This is a genomic window from Mycobacterium sp. 852002-30065_SCH5024008, from assembly GCF_001665645.1.
In the GTDB taxonomy this organism is placed as follows: domain Bacteria; phylum Actinomycetota; class Actinomycetes; order Mycobacteriales; family Mycobacteriaceae; genus Mycobacterium; species Mycobacterium paraffinicum.
Map to the genome: position 1 here is coordinate 1 of NZ_LZSZ01000081.1, position 18,220 is coordinate 18,220.

Annotated in this window: 12 protein-coding genes, 2 tRNA genes and 2 pseudogenes; 9 read left to right on the plus strand and 7 right to left on the minus strand. The window is 69.7% G+C overall.

From position 1 onward, the window contains the following. The 5 genes and pseudogenes from A5781_RS10460 to A5781_RS10480 all read right to left on the minus strand — a co-directional run. Positions 1-684: pseudogene (locus A5781_RS10460) on the minus strand (hypothetical protein); the annotation flags it as partial. 198 nt (positions 685-882) lie between these two features. Beyond that, on the minus strand, positions 883-2,013 hold the full coding sequence (locus A5781_RS10465; protein ID WP_067204640.1) for a hypothetical protein: 1,131 nt from the start codon (positions 2,011-2,013) through the stop codon (positions 883-885). 161 nt (positions 2,014-2,174) lie between these two features. Continuing rightward, on the minus strand, positions 2,175-4,244 hold the full coding sequence (locus tag A5781_RS26140; protein ID WP_067204643.1) for a hypothetical protein: 2,070 nt from the start codon (positions 4,242-4,244) through the stop codon (positions 2,175-2,177). A 106-nt stretch (positions 4,245-4,350) separates the two neighbouring features. After that, positions 4,351-4,923: a dCTP deaminase gene (gene dcd, locus A5781_RS10475; RefSeq protein ID WP_067204646.1), complete on the minus strand. Its 573-nt coding sequence runs from the start codon at positions 4,921-4,923 to the stop codon at positions 4,351-4,353. A gap of 34 nt (positions 4,924-4,957) precedes the next feature. Next, the gene (locus A5781_RS10480) at positions 4,958-5,614 is read right to left on the minus strand and encodes a hypothetical protein (protein ID WP_197503780.1); all 657 of its coding nucleotides are present in this window, start codon (positions 5,612-5,614) and stop codon (positions 4,958-4,960) included. A gap of 181 nt (positions 5,615-5,795) precedes the next feature. On the opposite strand from A5781_RS10480, the gene A5781_RS10485 reads away from it, so the two are divergent. The 3 genes from A5781_RS10485 to A5781_RS10490 all read left to right on the plus strand — a co-directional run bounded on the left by A5781_RS10485 (position 5,796) and on the right by A5781_RS10490 (position 6,742). Then, positions 5,796-5,869, plus strand: a tRNA-Gly gene (locus A5781_RS10485). A gap of 200 nt (positions 5,870-6,069) precedes the next feature. Continuing rightward, on the plus strand, positions 6,070-6,588 hold the full coding sequence (locus A5781_RS24945) for an MmpS family transport accessory protein (RefSeq protein ID WP_082939296.1): 519 nt from the start codon (positions 6,070-6,072) through the stop codon (positions 6,586-6,588). 88 nt (positions 6,589-6,676) lie between these two features. Beyond that, positions 6,677-6,742 (plus strand) — tRNA-OTHER (locus tag A5781_RS10490). 42 nt (positions 6,743-6,784) lie between these two features. Here A5781_RS10490 and iniR read toward each other — a convergent pair. Continuing rightward, the gene (gene iniR, locus A5781_RS10495) at positions 6,785-9,208 is read right to left on the minus strand and encodes an isoniazid response ATPase/transcriptional regulator IniR (RefSeq protein WP_067204649.1); all 2,424 of its coding nucleotides are present in this window, start codon (positions 9,206-9,208) and stop codon (positions 6,785-6,787) included. 367 nt (positions 9,209-9,575) lie between these two features. On the opposite strand from iniR, the gene A5781_RS10500 reads away from it, so the two are divergent. Continuing rightward, positions 9,576-10,124: an IniB N-terminal domain-containing protein gene (locus tag A5781_RS10500; RefSeq protein ID WP_067204653.1), complete on the plus strand. Its 549-nt coding sequence runs from the start codon at positions 9,576-9,578 to the stop codon at positions 10,122-10,124. Positions 10,125-10,405: 281 nt separating this feature from the next. Beyond that, positions 10,406-10,546, plus strand: a pseudogene (locus tag A5781_RS26145) (IniB N-terminal domain-containing protein); the annotation flags it as partial. A 90-nt stretch (positions 10,547-10,636) separates the two neighbouring features. Here the strand turns inward: A5781_RS26145 and A5781_RS26430 are convergent. Next, on the minus strand, positions 10,637-12,235 hold the full coding sequence (locus A5781_RS26430; RefSeq protein WP_255360813.1) for a hypothetical protein: 1,599 nt from the start codon (positions 12,233-12,235) through the stop codon (positions 10,637-10,639). A 285-nt stretch (positions 12,236-12,520) separates the two neighbouring features. On the opposite strand from A5781_RS26430, the gene A5781_RS26155 reads away from it, so the two are divergent. The 4 genes from A5781_RS26155 to A5781_RS10520 all read left to right on the plus strand — a co-directional run. After that, positions 12,521-13,027 carry a hypothetical protein gene (locus A5781_RS26155; protein WP_231990688.1) on the plus strand — a complete coding sequence of 169 codons (507 nt, stop codon included), beginning with the start codon at positions 12,521-12,523 and terminating at the stop codon, positions 13,025-13,027. 100 nt (positions 13,028-13,127) lie between these two features. Beyond that, entirely contained in the window at positions 13,128-14,960 is a 1,833-nt protein-coding gene (locus A5781_RS10510; protein WP_067204656.1) for a dynamin family protein, read from the plus strand. Then, positions 14,957-16,456, plus strand: coding sequence for a dynamin-like GTPase family protein (locus tag A5781_RS10515; protein WP_067204659.1), 1,500 nt, complete (start codon positions 14,957-14,959; stop codon positions 16,454-16,456). The genes A5781_RS10510 and A5781_RS10515 overlap by 4 nt, the downstream gene beginning before the upstream one ends. A 114-nt stretch (positions 16,457-16,570) precedes the next feature. Continuing rightward, positions 16,571-18,220, plus strand: a 1,650-nt coding sequence (locus tag A5781_RS10520) for an Hsp70 family protein (protein ID WP_067204670.1), incomplete at its 3' end; no start/stop codon positions are given.

The following is an 18,220-nucleotide window of genomic DNA, read 5'->3' on the forward strand; positions in this document are numbered from 1 at the left end:
GGTGCCCGGGTCTTGGGCGTAGGCCAGCGCCGCGGTGGAGGAGGAGAACAGCGGGGCGTGCGCCGAGGCCAGCGCCGCGCCTCGGGCCAGCGCCGTTTCGGGCTCCTCGGGAGCCGACAGCGGCAGCGAGGTCGCCGCCTCGAGCGCGGGCTTGATCAAGGGGATGTCGATGCCAGAGCCGACGACGAACACGCCGTCCGGGCGGGTCTCCATCGTCTCGGCATGCGAAACCATCGTGGCCAGCTGGGCCACCGCGGCCTCGTCGTCGGCCGGCAGGGGCTGCCGGCGGACGTCGGCGATCGACCCGTCGGCGCTGTTGACGACCGCGAGGGTCGCGGTTTCGGGCTCGATGTAGAGCAGCGCCGTTTGCGCATAGTTGGTCTGGCTGCCGACCGCTTGTGCCAGGGCAGCCGCGGCCAGGAAGGACGAGACCAACATCACGTTCTCGACCTTGTGGGCGGCCAGCGCATCGCGTAGCGCGGCGGCCTCGATCGGGTCGGTGAAGGTGACCCCAGTCGAGGCAAGTTGGTAGCCGCCCTCGGCCGCGCCCTGACGCGTGCCCAGGATCGCGGAGACTACCTGGTTGGCCGCGCTGAGCGTTGCGGCGTCATCTTCGGGCGGAACGTCAAAGTTGTCTTCGTCGACGGTGGCGCCCTGGCCATTCTGGCCTTCGACCAGCACCATTCGGACGGCCGTCGGCGCCATTGACACCCCGAGTACGGTGTCCAAAGCTCCTCCAAGGTTCGATTGCTAGTCCTGATGTGAGGACGTGGCCGCCGCACCCCGCGAAAACGCCAGAGGTCACTGAGTCCCCACCGTGTGTTCCCCTTGTTCCACGATTTTACGCGCTCGCGGCACCTTCCGGTGGGGTTCGGGACGCGGCTACGGGATCGGGAGACCGTGTCCCAGGTGTCGATGGAGCCAGTCGTCCCACTGATCGCCATGGGAGGGGCCGGGCTGCGGTTGCGGAGAGACCGGCGCGGGAGCCGGCGCGGGCGGGGCGGACGCCGGAGGCGGCGGGATTGCGGCTGGCGGGGGCGCCTGGTCGGTCGGGGCGACGACGTTTTGGGTGATGTCGGGGCGCTGGGGCGCGTGCGGCCGGATGTCGACGGCCAGCGCCACGGCCAGGGCCACGACGCCGCCGACGAATATCAGCGTCGCCGCGGCGACGGCCAGCACCGATTTGCGGCTGCGTCGCTCGCCCGAGTGGGCGGCGGACTCGCGGTCGGTGCCGGTCGCCCGCGACTTCCCGGTAGTCGACTCGGCGCTGTAGGCCAGCTCGCGCCCGTCGGCCGAGGGATCCCCCGCGTAGGGCATCGCGATCGTCGACGGCGCGCCCAACTGCGCGTTGGCCGCCGCCAGTGACGCGCCGCGCGCCAGCGCCATCTCGGGTTCCTCGGGCGTGGTCACCGACAGCGACGTCACCGCTTCGAGCGCCGGCTTGATGTACGGGATGTCGACGTCCGAGCCCACCAGGAACAACCCGTCCGGGCGCGCCCTCATCGATTCGGCGCCGGAGACCATCGCGGCCAGTTTCGCCAGCGCCGCCTCGTCGCTGCTGGGCAACGGATGCCGGCGCACATCGGCCACCGACCCATCGGCGGTGTCGACGACGGCCAACGTCGCGGTGCGGGGCTCGACCAGCAGCAGCGCGGTACGCGCGCAATTGGTCGCGCTGCCCGCCGCCTGAGCCAGTGCCGCCGCGGCCATGACCGTCGACACCAGCATGACGTTCTCGATTTTGCGTGCCGCCAACGCATTTCGCAGCGCGGCCGCCTCGGCCGCATCGGTCCAGGTCACTCCGCTCGATTTCAGCTGATAACCGCCCTGGGCCGCGCTCTCCCGCGTGCCGAGAATCGCGGCGACCACGCGGTCCGCCGCCGCGACCGCCGTCGTCTGATCGGTGAGGCGGAAGTCGTCCTGGTCGACGGTCACCCCACCGGCAGCCTCGCCTTCGACGAGCACCATGCGGACCGTCTCAGGCGCCATGGACACGCCAAGTACGACGTCCACCGCTCCTCCAAATCAATTGCCGTGCCCGTGCGACGACACCTGCGTTGCCGGGGCTTAGTCACTTCGAGAATCGGCCGGATGACTTTCGCAGCTCGGCCGCGCCACCCCCAAGTCGCCACCCTAGCGCGCGAAGATGGGTGCGCCCGGGCCTCGCGAGGGGGCTACTTGTGTCCCCCGCCGCCACCGCCGCTGTGGCCACCGCCACCGCCACCGCCGCCGAAGCCGCCACCGCTGTGGCCGCCGCCACCCAGGCCGCCACCACCGCCAATGCCGCCACCACCCAGGCCGCCACCACCAAGGCCACCGCCACCAAGGCCACCGCCACTGTGGCCGCCGCCGAAGCCGCCAGCGCCGGGAGCGCCGATACCACCGCCGGGTCCGCCGACGACGGGCCCGCCGCCGTGGCCGCCGCCGAACAGGCCACCAGGCCCGGAGGGTGCACCGCCGCCCGAACCCGGGGTCGGAACGTGTCCGCCGCCCAGTCCGCCCGGCCCGCCAGCCGGGGGTGAAACGTGTCCGCCCCCGAGGCCACCGTCACCGGGGGGTGAGACGTGTCCGCCGCCCAATCCGCCCGGCCCGCCAGCCGGGGGTGAAACGTGTCCGCCCCCGAGGCCACCGTCACCGGGGGGCGGGACGTGTCCGCCGCCGAGGCCACCGGGGCCCGAACCGGGGGGTGGCACATGCCCACCACTGGATCCGCCCGGGCCCGAACCGGGGGGTGGCACATGCCCACCACTGGATCCGCCCGGGCCCGAGCCGGGCGGCGGCACATGCCCACCACTGGAACCGCCGGAGCCCTCGGGGACCGGCGACGTGCCTTGCCCCGGAGGCGTCTGGTGAGGCGGCGACTGCGGTGGCGGAAGATGCACCGGCGGCTGGGGCAGCACCGGCTGCGGGGGCGACACGTGCGGCGGAGCCTGGATGACCGGCGGGCTTATTACGACTGGGTTGGGCACGCGGATCGGCGGCACGATAACCGGCACCAGCGGCGGAATCACGACGGGGACCGGCGCCGGAGCGGGCGCCGCGGGCATGGGAGGCGCCGCGGGAACCGGAGGGGCTGCGGGCGGCGCCGCCGGCAGCGGCGCGGCAAACTGCGGAGTCATCGGCTTGGGCGCCGCCACGGGCTCCGGCAGGCTGAGCTTCTGCGCCGGGGCCGACGCCTCAACGGGCGCGGGCGGCTCCTGTGTCGGCACGATGAGATGTTGGCCGGGCGTGGGCTGCAAAGCGACGGTGCCGGTCGCGCGGATGCCGATCGCCAACGCGATCTCGAGCGCCAACACCGCGCTGATGCCGGCGACCGCCAACCCGCTGCCGACCAGCAGGGCCGGCCTGCGCCGCGATTGGCTTTCTTCGGGCATGAAGAGCTTTTCGATGACGACGGTCGGCGAGTCAGCGTCCTCGTCAGGCACCGCGCTGTAGGCGAGCTCGTCGTCCCCGGGCTCCGGCCCGAATGGCGCGTAGAGGTATTCGGGCAGCGAGTGCTGGTCGACGGCACCGGTGCCGGGGTCCTGCGCGTAGGCCAGCGCGGCGGTCGACGAGGCGAACAGCGGTGCGTTGGCCGACGCCAGGGCGGCGCCGCGGGCCAGCGCCGTCTCCGGCTCCTCCGGCACGCTCACCGCCAGGGAGGTCGCCGTCTGCAGCCTCGGCTTCAGCGGGCCGATGTCAACGCCGGAGCCGACCACCAGCACGCCGTCCGGCGCCGCTTCCAGCTTCTCCAGCCCGGCGATCATGCCGCCGAGTTGCGCGGCTGCCTGGTCATACGACTCGGCGTAGAGCGGTTGCTTGTAGACGTCGGGGATGGACCCGTCGGAGGTCTCGACGACCGCCAGCGTAGCGGTGTCGGGCTCCACGAACATCACCGCGGTTCGCTCGTAACCCATTGCCCCGCCGACATTTTGGGCCAGGGCAGTAGCGGCCAGGAAGGCCGACACCAGCATGACGTGCTCGACGCGGTGGGCGGCCAGCGCGTCGTGCAATGCCGCCGCTTCGAGCTGGTCGGTCCACGTCACGCCGATGGACGACACCTCGAGGCCGGCTTCGGCCGCGCCCTCGCGGGTGCCCAGGATGGCGGCGAGCACCTGATCCGGCGCGCTGGCGGTGGCCGCTTGGTCGGCGGCGGCGACGTCGAAAACGTCCTCTTCCACCGTGGCACCGTCGGCGTATTCGCCTTCGAGGACAACCATTTGGATTGATGCCGGTGCCATCGACACCCCGAGCACGATCTCCAAGACAACCCCTCCAAAGGTATTGCGAGACGAACCATGGTCAGGCGGAGGAAAAAACCACGGCTATCTAAGTATCGCGCAGAAAGCAGGCGCGGGAGCGCCTCAGAACCTATGTAGTCCTTATGAAGTTCTGATACGAGCGCGACGGCGTAGGTCCTCGCTGGCCCTGGTACTTCGAACCTACTTGGGAACTGCCGTAAGGGTGTTCGGCCGGACTGGTCAACCGCAGGATGCACAGCTGACCGATCTTCATTCCCGGCCACAGCGTGATCGGCAGGTTGGCGACGTTGGACAGCTCCAACGTGATGTGACCGCTGAAGCCCGGATCGATGAAACCCGCCGTCGAGTGCGTCAGCAGACCCAGCCGGCCCAGCGACGACTTGCCTTCCAGCCGGCCCGCGAGGTCCTCGGGCAGGGTGAACAACTCCAGCGTGGACCCGAGCACGAACTCCCCGGGGTGCAGCACGAACGGCTCCCCCTCCACGGGTTCGACCAACGTCGTCAGCTCGTCCTGCTGCTTGGCGGGGTCAATGTGGGTGTACCGGGTGTTGTTGAACACCCGGAACATGCAGTCCAGGCGGACGTCGATGCTGGACGGCTGCACCAAGGCGTCGTCGTAGGGGTCGATGCCCAACCGGCCGGCCTTGATTTCGGCCCTGAGATCACGATCGGAGAGCAGCACGCGACGAGCCTATCCGCTGCTTGCCGTCGGCCGTTCAGTCGGCGAGGTACATCTCCCCGCCCTTGGGATATCCGCCGCCCGTGGTCGTGACGTGGACGTGGTCATAGTGTCCGAGCCTGCTGGCTTGCGCGCCGCCGGGCGTGTAGTAGACGCCGCGCCAAATCGCGTCCTGGATCCCGAACCGGCGCGCGTTCTTCATCACGTACGCGACGATCTCGTCGCCCAGGGCGATGCCTTCGGCGCTCTGCGGGTTGGGGATCATCACGTCGAGGGCCAGCCCGAGCGGATGCCAGGGCAGCGGATCGGGTCGCACACCGCCGATTTCGTGGATCTCGGGGAACGTCGCGCTGATGCTGCGGGAGACCTGGATCGTTCTCACCTGCAGGCCCTGTTCCGGGGCGAGCCCGGCGGGCAGGAAGCGCGATCTCGTGTGGTACCTCGATGCCGCGACGGGCTCGGCCATGCCGTCGCCGCGCGACACATCCGACGCGAGCACAATCGCAGTCGGCTTCGCCGCCACGAGTTCTAGGCAACACGGACCGGTGTCACCAATAACGGGGACGGGGTCGTGCCGAGGGACGAATGGGCCGCCATCTCCCGCCGCCGCGAAGAACGCTGCGGCAGGGGCCAGCAGCCCTGCCAGCAGCAGCGGTGATTTACGCCGCTTCTTGGCTAATCGGTGCCGACCCACCCAAGGCACATTACGACAAGATCACGAAAGAATAAACATCGGTTCTGGAATTCGCGGGTCAGCGGCCATTCCTCGCCCGAGGACATTCGCCACGGGCATGGCGGCGACGCCTTGGCCGCATCCCGGCGGACTACTCGCCCAACGGATCTGCCGCCGGATGCTAGCCTTCGTTGTCGACAGCGCCGATGTAGTTCAATGGCAGAACATCAGCTTCCCAAGCTGAATACGCGGGTTCGATTCCCGTCATCGGCTCCAGTGTTTCCGCTAGCCGGGCGGTAGTCCCGGCGCGCTGTCGGCTCAGCCGTGGCATCTGCTCCCGTTTACTCCCGCACTCCGCGCCTGTCCTCCTGCTCTAAGGGCACGACGTTGTTTGCTAGAACGCCCGCCGGGGAACGTGCTAAGAAACGCAGTCATATGCACTCAGAGTGTTCATCTAGGTGTAGCAGGGGGGAACCATGAACGAGCCGAATCCGCAGAATCAACCGACGCCCGGTACACCGCCGCAGCAGGGGTATCCCGGGTACCCGCAGCAATACTCGCAACAGCCCTACGGTTACCAACAGCCAAAGAAACGGCGGGTCTGGCCCTGGGTGCTCGGCGGTGTGCTCTTAGTGATGTTTCTGGGCATGGGCGCATGCGTGGCGTTTGTCGGCGGCGTCGCAAACAACATCGACAAAGAATCGAAACGCCAAGTCACTGTTACCTACGAGGTCACTGGCTCCGGTAACTCGGTAGCCGTTACGTACTCGGGCCACGACTTCAATACAGCTCAAGACACGAGCGTTTCACTACCCTGGACGAAGCAGGTCACCGTCGACGGCCTTGGAAAGACCGTTTCGCTCACCGCGACGAATGGATCGGATAATGGCACGGTCACGTGCCGCATAAGTGCCAACGGGAAGGTGCTCGCAGAGCAGACGTCAAGCGGGCCGTTCGCTACAGCAAACTGCATTGGCAATGCCGGAAACGCTTAGTCACGCAATAGGATGACGTTGGCGCGCAAGCCGCTTTCGAGCGCTCTGCCAATTGCCTGCAGCCGGACTAGCGCACCACGTTCGGTTTGCTGATTAGTCGGCAAGGCAGCTTCCCAAGCTGAATACGCGGGTTCGATTCCCGTCATCGGCTCCACATCAAGCGCCCGTATGCGCCGTCGGCACGGCCAATGCAGTGCTACGAAGCCAATATGGCGCGCAGCATCGACAACATCTCGGAACGAGAGCCGGCGCCGAGCCGGCGGCGGATCCGCGCCACATGGTGTTCGACGGTCTTGGCGGAGATGAACAGCTGACGGCCGATGTCGCGGTACGGCAACCCAAGGAGGAGCAGCTCGGCGACTTCGCGTTCGCGCGCGGACAACGGAGAGGCCGACGGCTGTCGCGTCGTTTTCGGAGCGCGAGACCCGCGCTCGTCATCGGGTGTTTCCTCCACCGCCCCGACCAGCTTGAGATCGCGTGCGAGTTGCAGCATGTCGCCCGATACCCGGGCATCCGGCGTCTGCAGCGCGGCCTGACCGGCAAGGCGGGTCGCATCCCACGTCAACCCGAACTGGGCCAGGGAGCGTGCGGCCATGGTCACCTCGTCGGCGTCGACCTGGTCGGCGAGCACCCGCAGCCAGGTGCGACCGGCACCCGCCAGCGCTTGGGCGAAGACGCTCTGGGAGGCCGCCACGGTGAGGGCCTGCCCGTGCGGGGCCACGGATTCCGGTGAACCGGTCAAGATTCCGGCGTGCACCCCTGCCCAGTGCAGCGGCACCGACCACAGGACCGGGTTGCCCAGCGACTCCAACAGACCGAATGCCTGATCAAGGGTGTGCCGCAGCCGGGCCACCTGGCGCATCCTTGCTGCGGCGACCCACAATTCACCCAACGGCAGCAGGGTGAACAAGTCGATCGAGCACTCGGCGAGCACCTCCATCGCGGCATACCAATTCTTGTGCAGCGCGCCGGTGTCCCCGCTGCGCCGCGCGATCGCGGTGCGCAGCGTCGCCGCCCATAGCGCGTCGCGCCGATGCAGGTCGGTGGCCGCACCCGAGCAGGCGGCGTCGGCGTCGGCGCCGGCCGATGCGAGCTGGCCGTCGCACATCTTCGTCCAGCCGAGCAGCAGCAGGTGCCGACGTTCGAAGAGCCCGTCACCGCCGGTGCGCACCGCACGACCGATGATGCTGCGCGCCCGCACCGGATCGCCGCCGTGCAGCGCGGCCAGCGTGACCAAGGCGGCCGGGCTATCGGGGATGACTTCGCCCATCGATCCGGCCACGGCGATCGCCTGGCCAAGCTTCGCCACCGCGACCGGGTACGGCTCTTGCATACTGATCAGCAGGCCTTCGGCCAGGCCGCGGGCGGCGCGCGCGGCAGCCGTCGGCGGCCCCGCCCCTGGGACCCGCAGCGCCGCGTGCGCCGCCGTGAGGTCTCCCGTCGCGGCCAGTGTGATCGCGCCAGCGGCGCCGACCACCGCGTCCGGGTATGGCCCCAGCCAGGCGAACAAGTCGGCCGCCTGCCCCGCATGGCCGTCGTGGGCGGCGACGCTGGCGGCCACCCGCACCGCGGCGGCACGTTCGGCAGGATCGGCCGAACCGAGCAGATCATCGGCCAGCGCCGCCGCGCCCGCGCAGTCTCCGGTCAAGGCCAGCGCGTCGGCCAGCCGGCACGACAGCCCTTCGGCGCCTGCGCCGACCGCCGCCCGGTACAGCCGGGCGGCCCGGCCGGAATCGCGGGCCTCGGTCGCCGCGCGGCGCAGGAAGCTCGCCAGATCGGCGTCTTGCAGTCCGTGCTCGGCGAGACGCAGCGCGAGATCCGATGACAACGTGGACATCGCGAGTTGGGAACGCAGCAGTGCGATTTCGACTTGGTGGTGATTCGCGTTGCCGACGAGCTGGGCAACGGCGTCGTGCACCAACCGGATGAAGCCCGGGCTGTGTGAGGGCTCAATCAGCCCGCTGGCGCGCGCCCGGTCGACAAGCAGCAGCGCTTCGGCCGTCGAGATGTCCAGTGCAGCAGCAACATCGGCGGTTCCCAAACCGGGGCTCAACGACGCGATGAGCAGTGCGTCCAACGCTCGTTCGTCGAAGCGGCGCAGCCGGTCGATCAACGCAAACTTGGCCGCCTGCAACGGGTCTTGCGCGGTCTCGGCCACCGCCCGCATCAAAAACGGCAGCCCCGCAGTGCTGTCCACGAAGTGGTCGGCGACCGGCAGGGGACCTAACGATAGGCGCGGACACTCCCGTTCGAGGGCCGCGGCCAGCGTCCGCAGCGTGGTGTGCTGCTCGCAAGGCTCGGCGGCCACCACGACCGTCGCCGCGGGGTCAGCGATGCGCTCGACGAGCGCCAGCAACTCGGCGTCCGTCAACAGTTGCGCGTCATCGATGACCACCGCCGCGTCGGGTCGGTCCCCGTCACGCGGGGGACGCGTCAGCACCGTGACCCCGGCGCCGCGCAGGGCATCTCGAACGGCGGCCAGGACGGTGGTCTTTCCGGTGCCGATCCCGCCGCTGACCAAAACCTTGACCGGGGTTTGCGCGCCGTCCGCCAGCGCGTTGATGATGCGACGCGCGTCGGCCGGGACCTGGTTGGAGGCCGCAATATCTGGACTGACCATGCTGAGGGCTATCCGGGCGTGACGCCGGTGGGCGATCGGTGGTCGGTACGCGCCGTCGCCCCCGTGGCCGTGTATAGCAGGCAATTCGCCGACCCGAGCGAGCTGCCCATAGTGCACGTCCCTATGTCGATTCGGGTGACTGGCCTCGGCGGCCGCCGCCTACCCTAGCGCTCCCCCGCCGTGCCGGTCATCATAATCCCCGTAGGCACCGCCAGCCCCTAATGGGGGATCCCCTAATGCCGCGACCGGACAGGGTGGGCGCACACCGATCACGGCGGTGCCGTCGGCAGATAGCATTCCGGGAAACGGCTGGGTTTTGGCTGCGGGTAGGCGTTGACGTTGACGGAGCACACGCTGGAGGCGTGTCATGGCAAATGCATTGCTTGACTTTGTGATGTCCCTCGTGCGCGACCCACAAGCCGCCGCGCGCTACGCAGCAGATCCCGCGCAAGCGATCGCCGAGGCTCACCTGACCGGCGTTACCAGCGCCGATGTGAATCACTTGATCCCGATGGTGTCGGATTCGCTGTCGATGTCCACTCCGGGCGCTAGCGGCGGCGCCACCGAGCACGGCAACGTCTGGACGAGCGGTGCGGCCACGGCCGCGTTCGACGCGTTCCCGGCGCACGTGCCGGTCCAAGGTTCGGCGGGAGCCGCGGGGCACGGCCCGACCGGCCACGTCATCGATCACCCGCCCGCTTTCGGCGGCGAAGCGCCCGGGGCCGGGACAGATCCGCATCCAGCGCCGGTCGAGCTGCATGATCCAGTCGCTGCGCCCGACGAAATGCCCGATCAGCCAGTACACGACAGCGGATTCGGGATGGACGGCCAGGGAGTATGGGATCACTCCGTGGCCGACAGCCACACCGTCGAGAATGATCATCACGGATTCGGACTCGACCCACACTTCGGGTGATTTCGATTCGTTATCGACTTGGACGACGACCGCAATTGTCGGCCGTTATGGTCCTGAAGTGGGGAAATGTCGTCGATAGGGGGTGTCCGGCCAAGCTCCACCTTGTCCCTAACCACCCCCTAATCCCCTAACGGCATGGACTGAGTGATCCCGCCAGGGGCGCAATCCACTGGGGGATTCGGCCCCGTTACCGGCCTGATAAGAAGCGCCTAGCTTGAGTGTCGGAACGTCGGCGTAGCACCGGCAACGGCTCAAACGAGTCACAATCGAAAGGCACTGACGTGAGCTCTCTGATCGACTACATCCTTAGCCTGTTCCGCAGCGAAGACGCGGCCAGGGCTTTCGCTGCCTCTCCGCAGCAGGCGCTGAATGAAGCCGGGTTTGCTGACGTGTCCCCCGCCCAGGTCTCCTCCGTGGCGGCGAGCGCGGTGCCGGGGCTGGAACTAGGCAGTGGCGACCCCATCGTTGGTCTGCAGCAAGCGGTGGCCAGTCAGTTCGGTCTCGCGGCGGCCTCAAACGTTTCTGCGGCGGCTGGCGGTGAGGCTGCCGCTGGCCTTGGCGCCGACGTCGGTGCCGGCTTGGGTGGCGGCACGGAGTTGTCCGATGCTGTGGGCCTGGGCGCTCAGGTCGGCTACGGCGTCGGTGGGGGTTTTGGCGGTGAGGCCGGCGGCGGCTTCGGTGTCGGCGGTGGCTTTGGCGGCCAGGCCGACGCGGGCCTGGGGCTCGGTGGCGAAGCGGGCGCGGGCTTCGGCGCTGGTTTTGGTGGCCAAGCCGGTGGCGAAGTCGGTGGAGGTTTCGGTCTCGGTGGTGAGGCCGGCGGCGGCTTCGGTGTCGGCGGCGACGCCGGATGGCAAGGCGGCGTTGGCGGCCAAGCCGGCGGCGGCTTTGGTGTCGGTGGCGACGCCGGCGCGGGCATCGGCGGTGGCTTTGGTGGCCAAGCCGGCGGAGGCTTCGGTGTCGGTGGCGACGCCGGATGGCAAGGCGGCATTGGCGGCGAAGCCGGCGGTGGCCTTGGTATCGGTGGTGACGCCGGCGCGGGCATCGGCGGTGGCCTCGGTGGCCAAGCCGGCGGCCAAGCCGGCGGTGGCTTTGGTGTCGGTGGCGACGCCGGCGCGGGCATCGGTGGCGGCTTCGGTGGCCAAGCCGGCGGCCAAGCCGGCGGAGGCTTTGGTATCGGTGGCGACGCCGGCGCGGGCATCGGCGGTGGCCTCGGTGGCCAAGCCGGCGGAGGCTTCGGTGTCGGTGGCGACGCCGGATGGCAAGGCGACATTGGTGGCCAAGCCGGCGGCGGCGTTGGTATCGGTGGTGACGCCGGCGCGGGCATCGGTGGCGGCTTCGGTGGCCAAGCCGGCGGCCAAGCCGGCGGAGGCTTTGGTATCGGTGGCGACGCCGGCGCGGGCATCGGCGGTGGCCTCGGTGGCCAAGCCGGCGGAGGCTTCGGTGTCGGTGGCGACGCCGGATGGCAAGGCGACATTGGTGGCCAAGCCGGCGGCGGCGTTGGTATCGGTGGTGACGCCGGCGCGGGCATCGGTGGCGGCTTCGGTGGCCAAGCCGGCGGCCAAGCCGGCGGAGGCTTTGGTATCGGTGGCGACGCCGGATGGCAAGGCGACATTGGTGGGCAAGCCGGCGGCGGCGTTGGTGCCGGTGGTGACGCCGGATGGCAAGGCGGCGCCGGCGGCCATATCGCTGGCGGTAGTCGCGGTGACGCAGGTGGGCGCTCCGGTGGTGGCTTTGGCGGCCAGAGTGGAGCTGGCGGCCAGGCTGGAAGTCGCGGTCAGGTCGGAGCTGGTGGTCAGGCGAGCGCCGAGGGTGAGGCTGGCGGCGGCTTCGGCGGCCGCGTTGGAGGCGGCTACGGCGGCCAAGCCAGCGGCCAGGCAGGAGGCGGCTACGGCGGTCAGGCCGGCGGTCAAGCGAGCGGCGGCTTCGGCGGTCAGGCAGGCGGCGGAGCTCAACTCGGCGGCTCGTCGGGCGCCGTCGGCGTCGGCGGCCAGGTCGGCGCAACCGGTGGCGCGACCCTCGGCACCAGCGGTGGCGCGTTCGGCTCGGGTGGCGGCTCCGCTCTCGGCGGTGTCAGCGGCGCTACCACCGTCGGCGGTGCTGCCGGGGCTCAAGCGGAAGCCACCGCGTTAGGCAATGTCGGCCTGGGCGCCCAAGCCAGCGCCGCCGGAAACGCGGCGCTCGCAGCGAACGCCGGTGGTCACGGCGGCTTCCTGGGCAATGAAAGCGCAGCGCTCGGCGGCGGAACCCAACTGACCGGCACCCAACTAACCGGCGCCCAGGGCGGAATCGCCGCGGGCGGCCAAGGGGGCGCGCACGGCGGCATCCTCAGTAGCGAGGGCGCCACGCTGGGTGGCCACGGCGGCGCTCAGCCGACGGCTCCCTCCGCCGAAACCGGTATGGCAACTCAGGTCGGTGCCAGTGGCGGCGCAGCGGTTGGCGCCGGCGCTAACGCGCAGGGCAACATTCTCAGCCACGAGGGCGCTGCGCTGGGCGGCGGCACCAACGTCAGCGGCGCCGGGGCCGGCACCGGCCACGTCTCCGCGGGCCAAAGCGGCGTCATACACGACAGCAGCCCTGCCGTCACGGCCGGTGGCCACGCGGCGGCCGCGGGCGGCGGCTCCTCGGTCATTCAGAGTCCCAGCACCCCCGCGCACGCGGATCCGGGCGGGACGGCCGCGGGCCATAGCGCGGCATCGGTGGGGGCACACTCGGCCCTGCCGGGCACATCGGCGGTCGGCGACCCGTCCGGCCACGCGGCGTTCGACGCGTCGGACCAGTCGGCCGCCGACGCCCCGAATCATTCGGTGTTCGACCACAACAGCTACGACCCGGCGGCATCGCACACGCCGGTCCAAAGCGACCCGATGACGCACCACCCGATGGACCCGCACACCGGGTTCTGATCGGAGCATTACCGCGAACCGGCGGGGACCTTAAAGGGGTTCCCGCCGGTTGGTGGGCATACGGTGTTTCGGAATTCAACGCAGAAAGTAGGGCGGCCCGGTGACTCAGCCTGATGACCCGCGCCGGGTCAACGTGATCGTCGAACTGATCGATCACACCAGCACGATCGCCGACCTCAACGGCCGCGGCGACCTCCGTCAGCGGCTCGCGTGGGCCCGCGAACGCATTACCGACCCCCACATCCGGGTGGTGATCGCCGGCCAGCTCAAGCAGGGCAAAAGCCAGTTGCTCAACTCGCTGCTCAACATGCCCGTCGCGCGCGTCGGTGACGACGAGGCCACGGTGCTGATCACCGTCGTCGCCTACGGCGACCCGCCGTCCGCGCGGCTCGTCCTGGCAGGCCCCAACGGCGAACCAGAAACCGCTGACGTCCCGGTCGCCGAGCTGCAGACCGACCTGCGCCAGGCTCCGCAGGCCGCCGGCCGCGACGTGCTGCGGGTGGAGGTCGACGCGCCGAGCCCAATGCTGCAAGGGGGGCTCACCTTCGTCGACACACCCGGTGTGGGCGGTCACGGTCAGCCGCACCTGTCGGCGACGCTGGGACTGTTACCTGATGCCGACGCGATCCTCATGGTCAGCGACACCAGCCAGGAATTGACCGAGCCGGAAATGCGGTTCGTGCAGCAGGCCCATCAAATCTGTCCGGTCGGGGTGCTGCTGGCCACCAAGACCGACCTCTATCCGCGTTGGCGCGAGATCGTCAACGCCAACATCGGCCACCTGCAGCGCGCCCGGGTACCGATGCCGGTGCTTCCGGTGTCGTCGCTGTTGCGCAGCCACGCCATCACGCTCAACGACAAGGAGCTCAACGACGAGTCGAACTTCCCGGCGATCGTGAAGTTCCTCAGTGAGGAGGTGCTGGCCCGCCGCAACGACCAGCTCCGAGACCAGGTGCTGGATGAAATCCGTTCGGCGGCAGAGCATTTGATGCTTGCGACGCGCTCTGAGCTGGCCGCCCTCAGCGACGCCGGCGTCGGTGGGCGGCTCACCGAAGACCTGGAGCAACGCAAACGCGAGGCCAAGGACGCGCTGCAGCAGACGGCGTTGTGGCAACAGCTGCTCAATGACGGAATCACCGACCTGACCGGCGACGTGGACCACGATTTGCGGGCACGCTTCCGGGCCATCACCGAGCACGCCGAGCGGGTGATCGACTCGTCCGACCCCACCCGGCACTGGGCCGAGATCGGGGTGGACGTGGAGAACGCCGTCGCCACCGCCGTCGGCGACAATTTCGTCTGGGCCTACCAGCGCGCGAAAGCCCTCGCCCAGGAAGTGGCCCGAGTCTTCGTCGAGGCGGGGCTGGGTTCGGTCGCGATGCCCGAGCTCAGCGCGCACGCCATGGGCGCGGACCTCGGGCAACTCAATTCCCTGGCCCGGCTGGAGTCCAAACCCATGGGCAAAGGCCACAAAGTGGTGACGGGCATGCGCGGCTCCTACGGCGGCATGGTGATGGTCGGCATGCTGTCCTCGGTCGCCGGGCTGGGTCTGTTCAACCCGCTGTCGGTCGGGGCCGGGTTGGTGATGGGCCGGATGGCCTATAAGGAAGACAAGGAGAACCGCCTGCTGCGGGCCCGCAACGAGGCCAAGACCAACCTGCGGCGTTTCGTCGACGACGTGTCCTTCGTGGTCGGCAAGGAGTCGCGCGACCGGCTCAAGGCAATCCAACGTCAGCTGCGGGACCATTACCGCGACGTCGCCAACCAGGCCACCCGCTCGCTCAACGAGTCGCTGCAGGCGACCGTCGCCGCCGCGCGGTTAGAGGAAACCGAGCGCGACAACCGAATCCGTGAGTTGGAGCGGCAGTTGAACATCCTGACCCAGGTCACCGACAACGTCGACAAGCTCGCGCCCGAGGTGACACGGGTGTGAGCACCAGCGAGCAGGTCCGCGCCATCCTGGGCGGAACCATTCGCGCCTACCAGGCGGAGCCGGCGTACCGCGAGCGGCCCGACGTCTCCCACGAATTGCACCGCATCGCCGCCCGGCTCAACGAACCGATGCGCATCGCACTGGCCGGCACCCTCAAGGCCGGCAAGTCCACCCTGGTCAACGCGCTGGTCGGGGAAACCGTCGCGCCCACGGACGCCACCGAGGCCACCCGGATCGTCACCTGGTTTCGGCACGGCCCGACACCGAAGGTCACCGCCAACCATCGTGGGGGGCGTCGTGCTGATGTGCCGATCATGCGCGACGGCGGACTCGGCTTCGACCTGAGCAGGCTGAACCCTGACGACGTGGTTGACCTCGACGTTCAATGGCCCGCCGACGAGCTCATCGCCACCACGATCATCGACACGCCGGGGACCTCTTCGCTGGCGCGTGACGTCTCCGCGCGCACGCACCGGCTGCTGGTGCCCGAGGACGGGATGCCCCGGGTGGACGCGGTGGTGTTCTTGCTGCGCACTCTCAACGCCGCTGACATCGCGCTGCTCAAACAGATCGGTGACCTCGTCGGCGGGGCGGCCGGAGCCCTGGGCATCATCGGTGTGGCGTCGCGGGCCGACGAGATCGGCGCCGGGCGGCTCGACGCCATGCTCTCGGCCGAAGACGTGGCCAAGAGGTTCACCCGCGAGTTGAGCCAGACGGGCGTCTGCCAGGCGGTGGTGCCGGTGTCGGGGCTGCTGGCGCTGACCGCTCGCACCTTGCGCCAGTCGGAGTTCGTCGCGCTGCAAAAGCTCGCCGGGATCGACGCCGCCGAGCTGCACAAGGCCATGCTCAGCGCGGACCGCTTCGCCCGTCCCGACAGCCCGTTGCCGGTGGACGCCGGGACGCGTGGCCGGCTGCTCGAGCGATTCGGCATGTTCGGCATCCGGATCTCGATCGCCGTGCTCAAGGCCGGTGTCACCGACGCGGGGGGGCTCGCCGACGAGCTGCTGGAACGCAGCGGGCTGGTCGCATTGCGCAGCGTCATCGATCAGCAATTCGCGCAGCGCTCCGACATGCTCAAGGCACACACCGCGCTGGTGTCGTTGCGTCGGTTCGTGGAGGCGAACCCGATCGCGGGCACGCCGCGCATCCTCGCCGACGTCGACCCGTTGCTGGCCGACACCCACGCCTTCGAGGAGCTGCGCCTGCTCAGCCAACTGCATTCGCGCTCGATGGCGTTCCACGACGAAGAGCTCGCGTCCCTGCGGCGCATCATCGGCGGTTCGGGAACGGACGCGGCCAGCCGGCTGGGGCTGGCCCCCGAGGCGTACATTGACGCGCCGCGTGCCGCGTTCGCCGCGGCCCAACGGTGGCGCCGCCGCGCCGAGCACCCGCTCAACGACCCGTTCACCACCAGGGCGTGCCGCGCGGCGGTGCGCAGCGCCGAAGCGATGGTGGCGGCTTTCGCCGCGCGCGATAGCGGCGTCCGGCCGCATTGATGCCCCGGCGCTCACGTGTGAATCGGAGGACAGCGCCGGCCTGCTATAGGTTGGCTGCCGATACATTGTCGTGGCCGCGCATACGCACGCCGGCGGACACCTGAATTGGACGATATGTCAACGGAAGCAAGACGGGCGCTGGGGCTGTCGGCCGGGACCGCCAACCTGGCAGCCATAACGGCCGATCGGGCAGTGACTCGCACCTCGGTGCTGACGCTGTACCAACATCGGCCGCCCGAGGTTGGCGTTCCCTCCGAGAACCCCCGCCTCGACGAGCCCGGCTTGGTGGTCAGCGATTTCGTCGACCGGGTGGGCGACCCGGTCGCGATCGTGGCCGCCGACGGCTCCAGGCATCGCGGCGAGGCGTTGCTCGCCGACGCGTTGCGTGCCATCGCCTACGCTGCCACCGGCGGGCACCCGCTGCCGGAGGCGACGGCCGTGGCGTATCCCGCGCACTGGCGCCCCGCCGCGGTGGACGCGTTGCGCACGGCGCTGAGCCGGGTGCCCCAATGGTCGGGCGGTTCGGAATCCCTGTCGCTGATCTCGGATGCCGCAGGGGCGCTGACCGCCCTGCAGACCAACCCGGGTCTGCCCATCCGCGGGGTTGTCGCGGTGTGCGACTTCGGCGCCAGCGGAACCAGCATCACCCTTGCCGACGCCACCAACGGCTACCAGCCCATCGGCGCCACGGTGCGCCACACCGATTTCTCCGGGGAACTGATCGACCAAGCCCTGCTTGCCCACATCGTGGCGGATTTGTCGTCCGCGGGTTCCATCGACGTCTCGGCCACGTCGGCGATCGGATCGCTGACCCGGCTGCGGGCCGAATGCCGGGCGGCCAAGCAGCGCCTCTCCGCCAGCACCGCGACCACGCTGCCCACCGACCTGCCGGGCTTCCGCGGGGATATCCGGCTCACCAGAACCGAACTCAACGAAGCGATCAATCAGCCGCTGGACCATTTCGTCCAGGTTCTACAAGACACCTTGGCGCGCAACGGGATCCGCCCCACCGACCTGGTTGCCATCGCCTCGGTGGGCGGTGGCGCGGCGATCCCGGAGGTCACCGCGCGGCTGTCCGAGCAGTGTCGCGTGCCGGTCATCACGTCACCGCGCCCCCAGCTGGCGGCCGCCACCGGTGCGGCGCTGCGGGCAGCACGCGGGCCGGCCGACGACAGCGCAACGAAATTGGCCGCTGCGGCCCGCGTGGCGGCGCCACCGCCACTCGCGGAGCCGACCCTGCAGGACGTTGTACCGGCGTCCGCTGCCATGCCCGCACTGGCATGGTCGGAGGCCGGCGACGAATCGGGGCTGATACCCCTGGCTGCCAACGAATCCCCGAGCCGGGCGGGCGATGACGTTCTAACTTCATCCGCCGCGCCGCCGTTTCAGTTCGGCGACGAGACCGGTTACGCCCGGCCCGAGCTGCGGTTCGACGAACAACCCCTCCCCGACGAGGCCCGCCCCGCCGACACCGCCTGGTATCGACGGCCATTGGTGCTGGTCCTCGGCGCGGCAGCGGCGGTGCTGGCCCTCAGCGCGGTGATCATGCTGGCTTTGAGCCACGGCTCCACCAGCCCACCGTCCACGCCGACTCCCGGCGTCGCCACCACGCCGCAATCGTCACCGCCACCTTTCCCGGTGCAGACGAACCCGACCCCGGCGCAGCAGGCCCCCGTGCAGACCAGCGCGGTCGCGCCGGCTCCGCCCCCGACCACCACCCAACCCGTGCCGACCACCACCGAACCCTGTCTCTTATACACATCT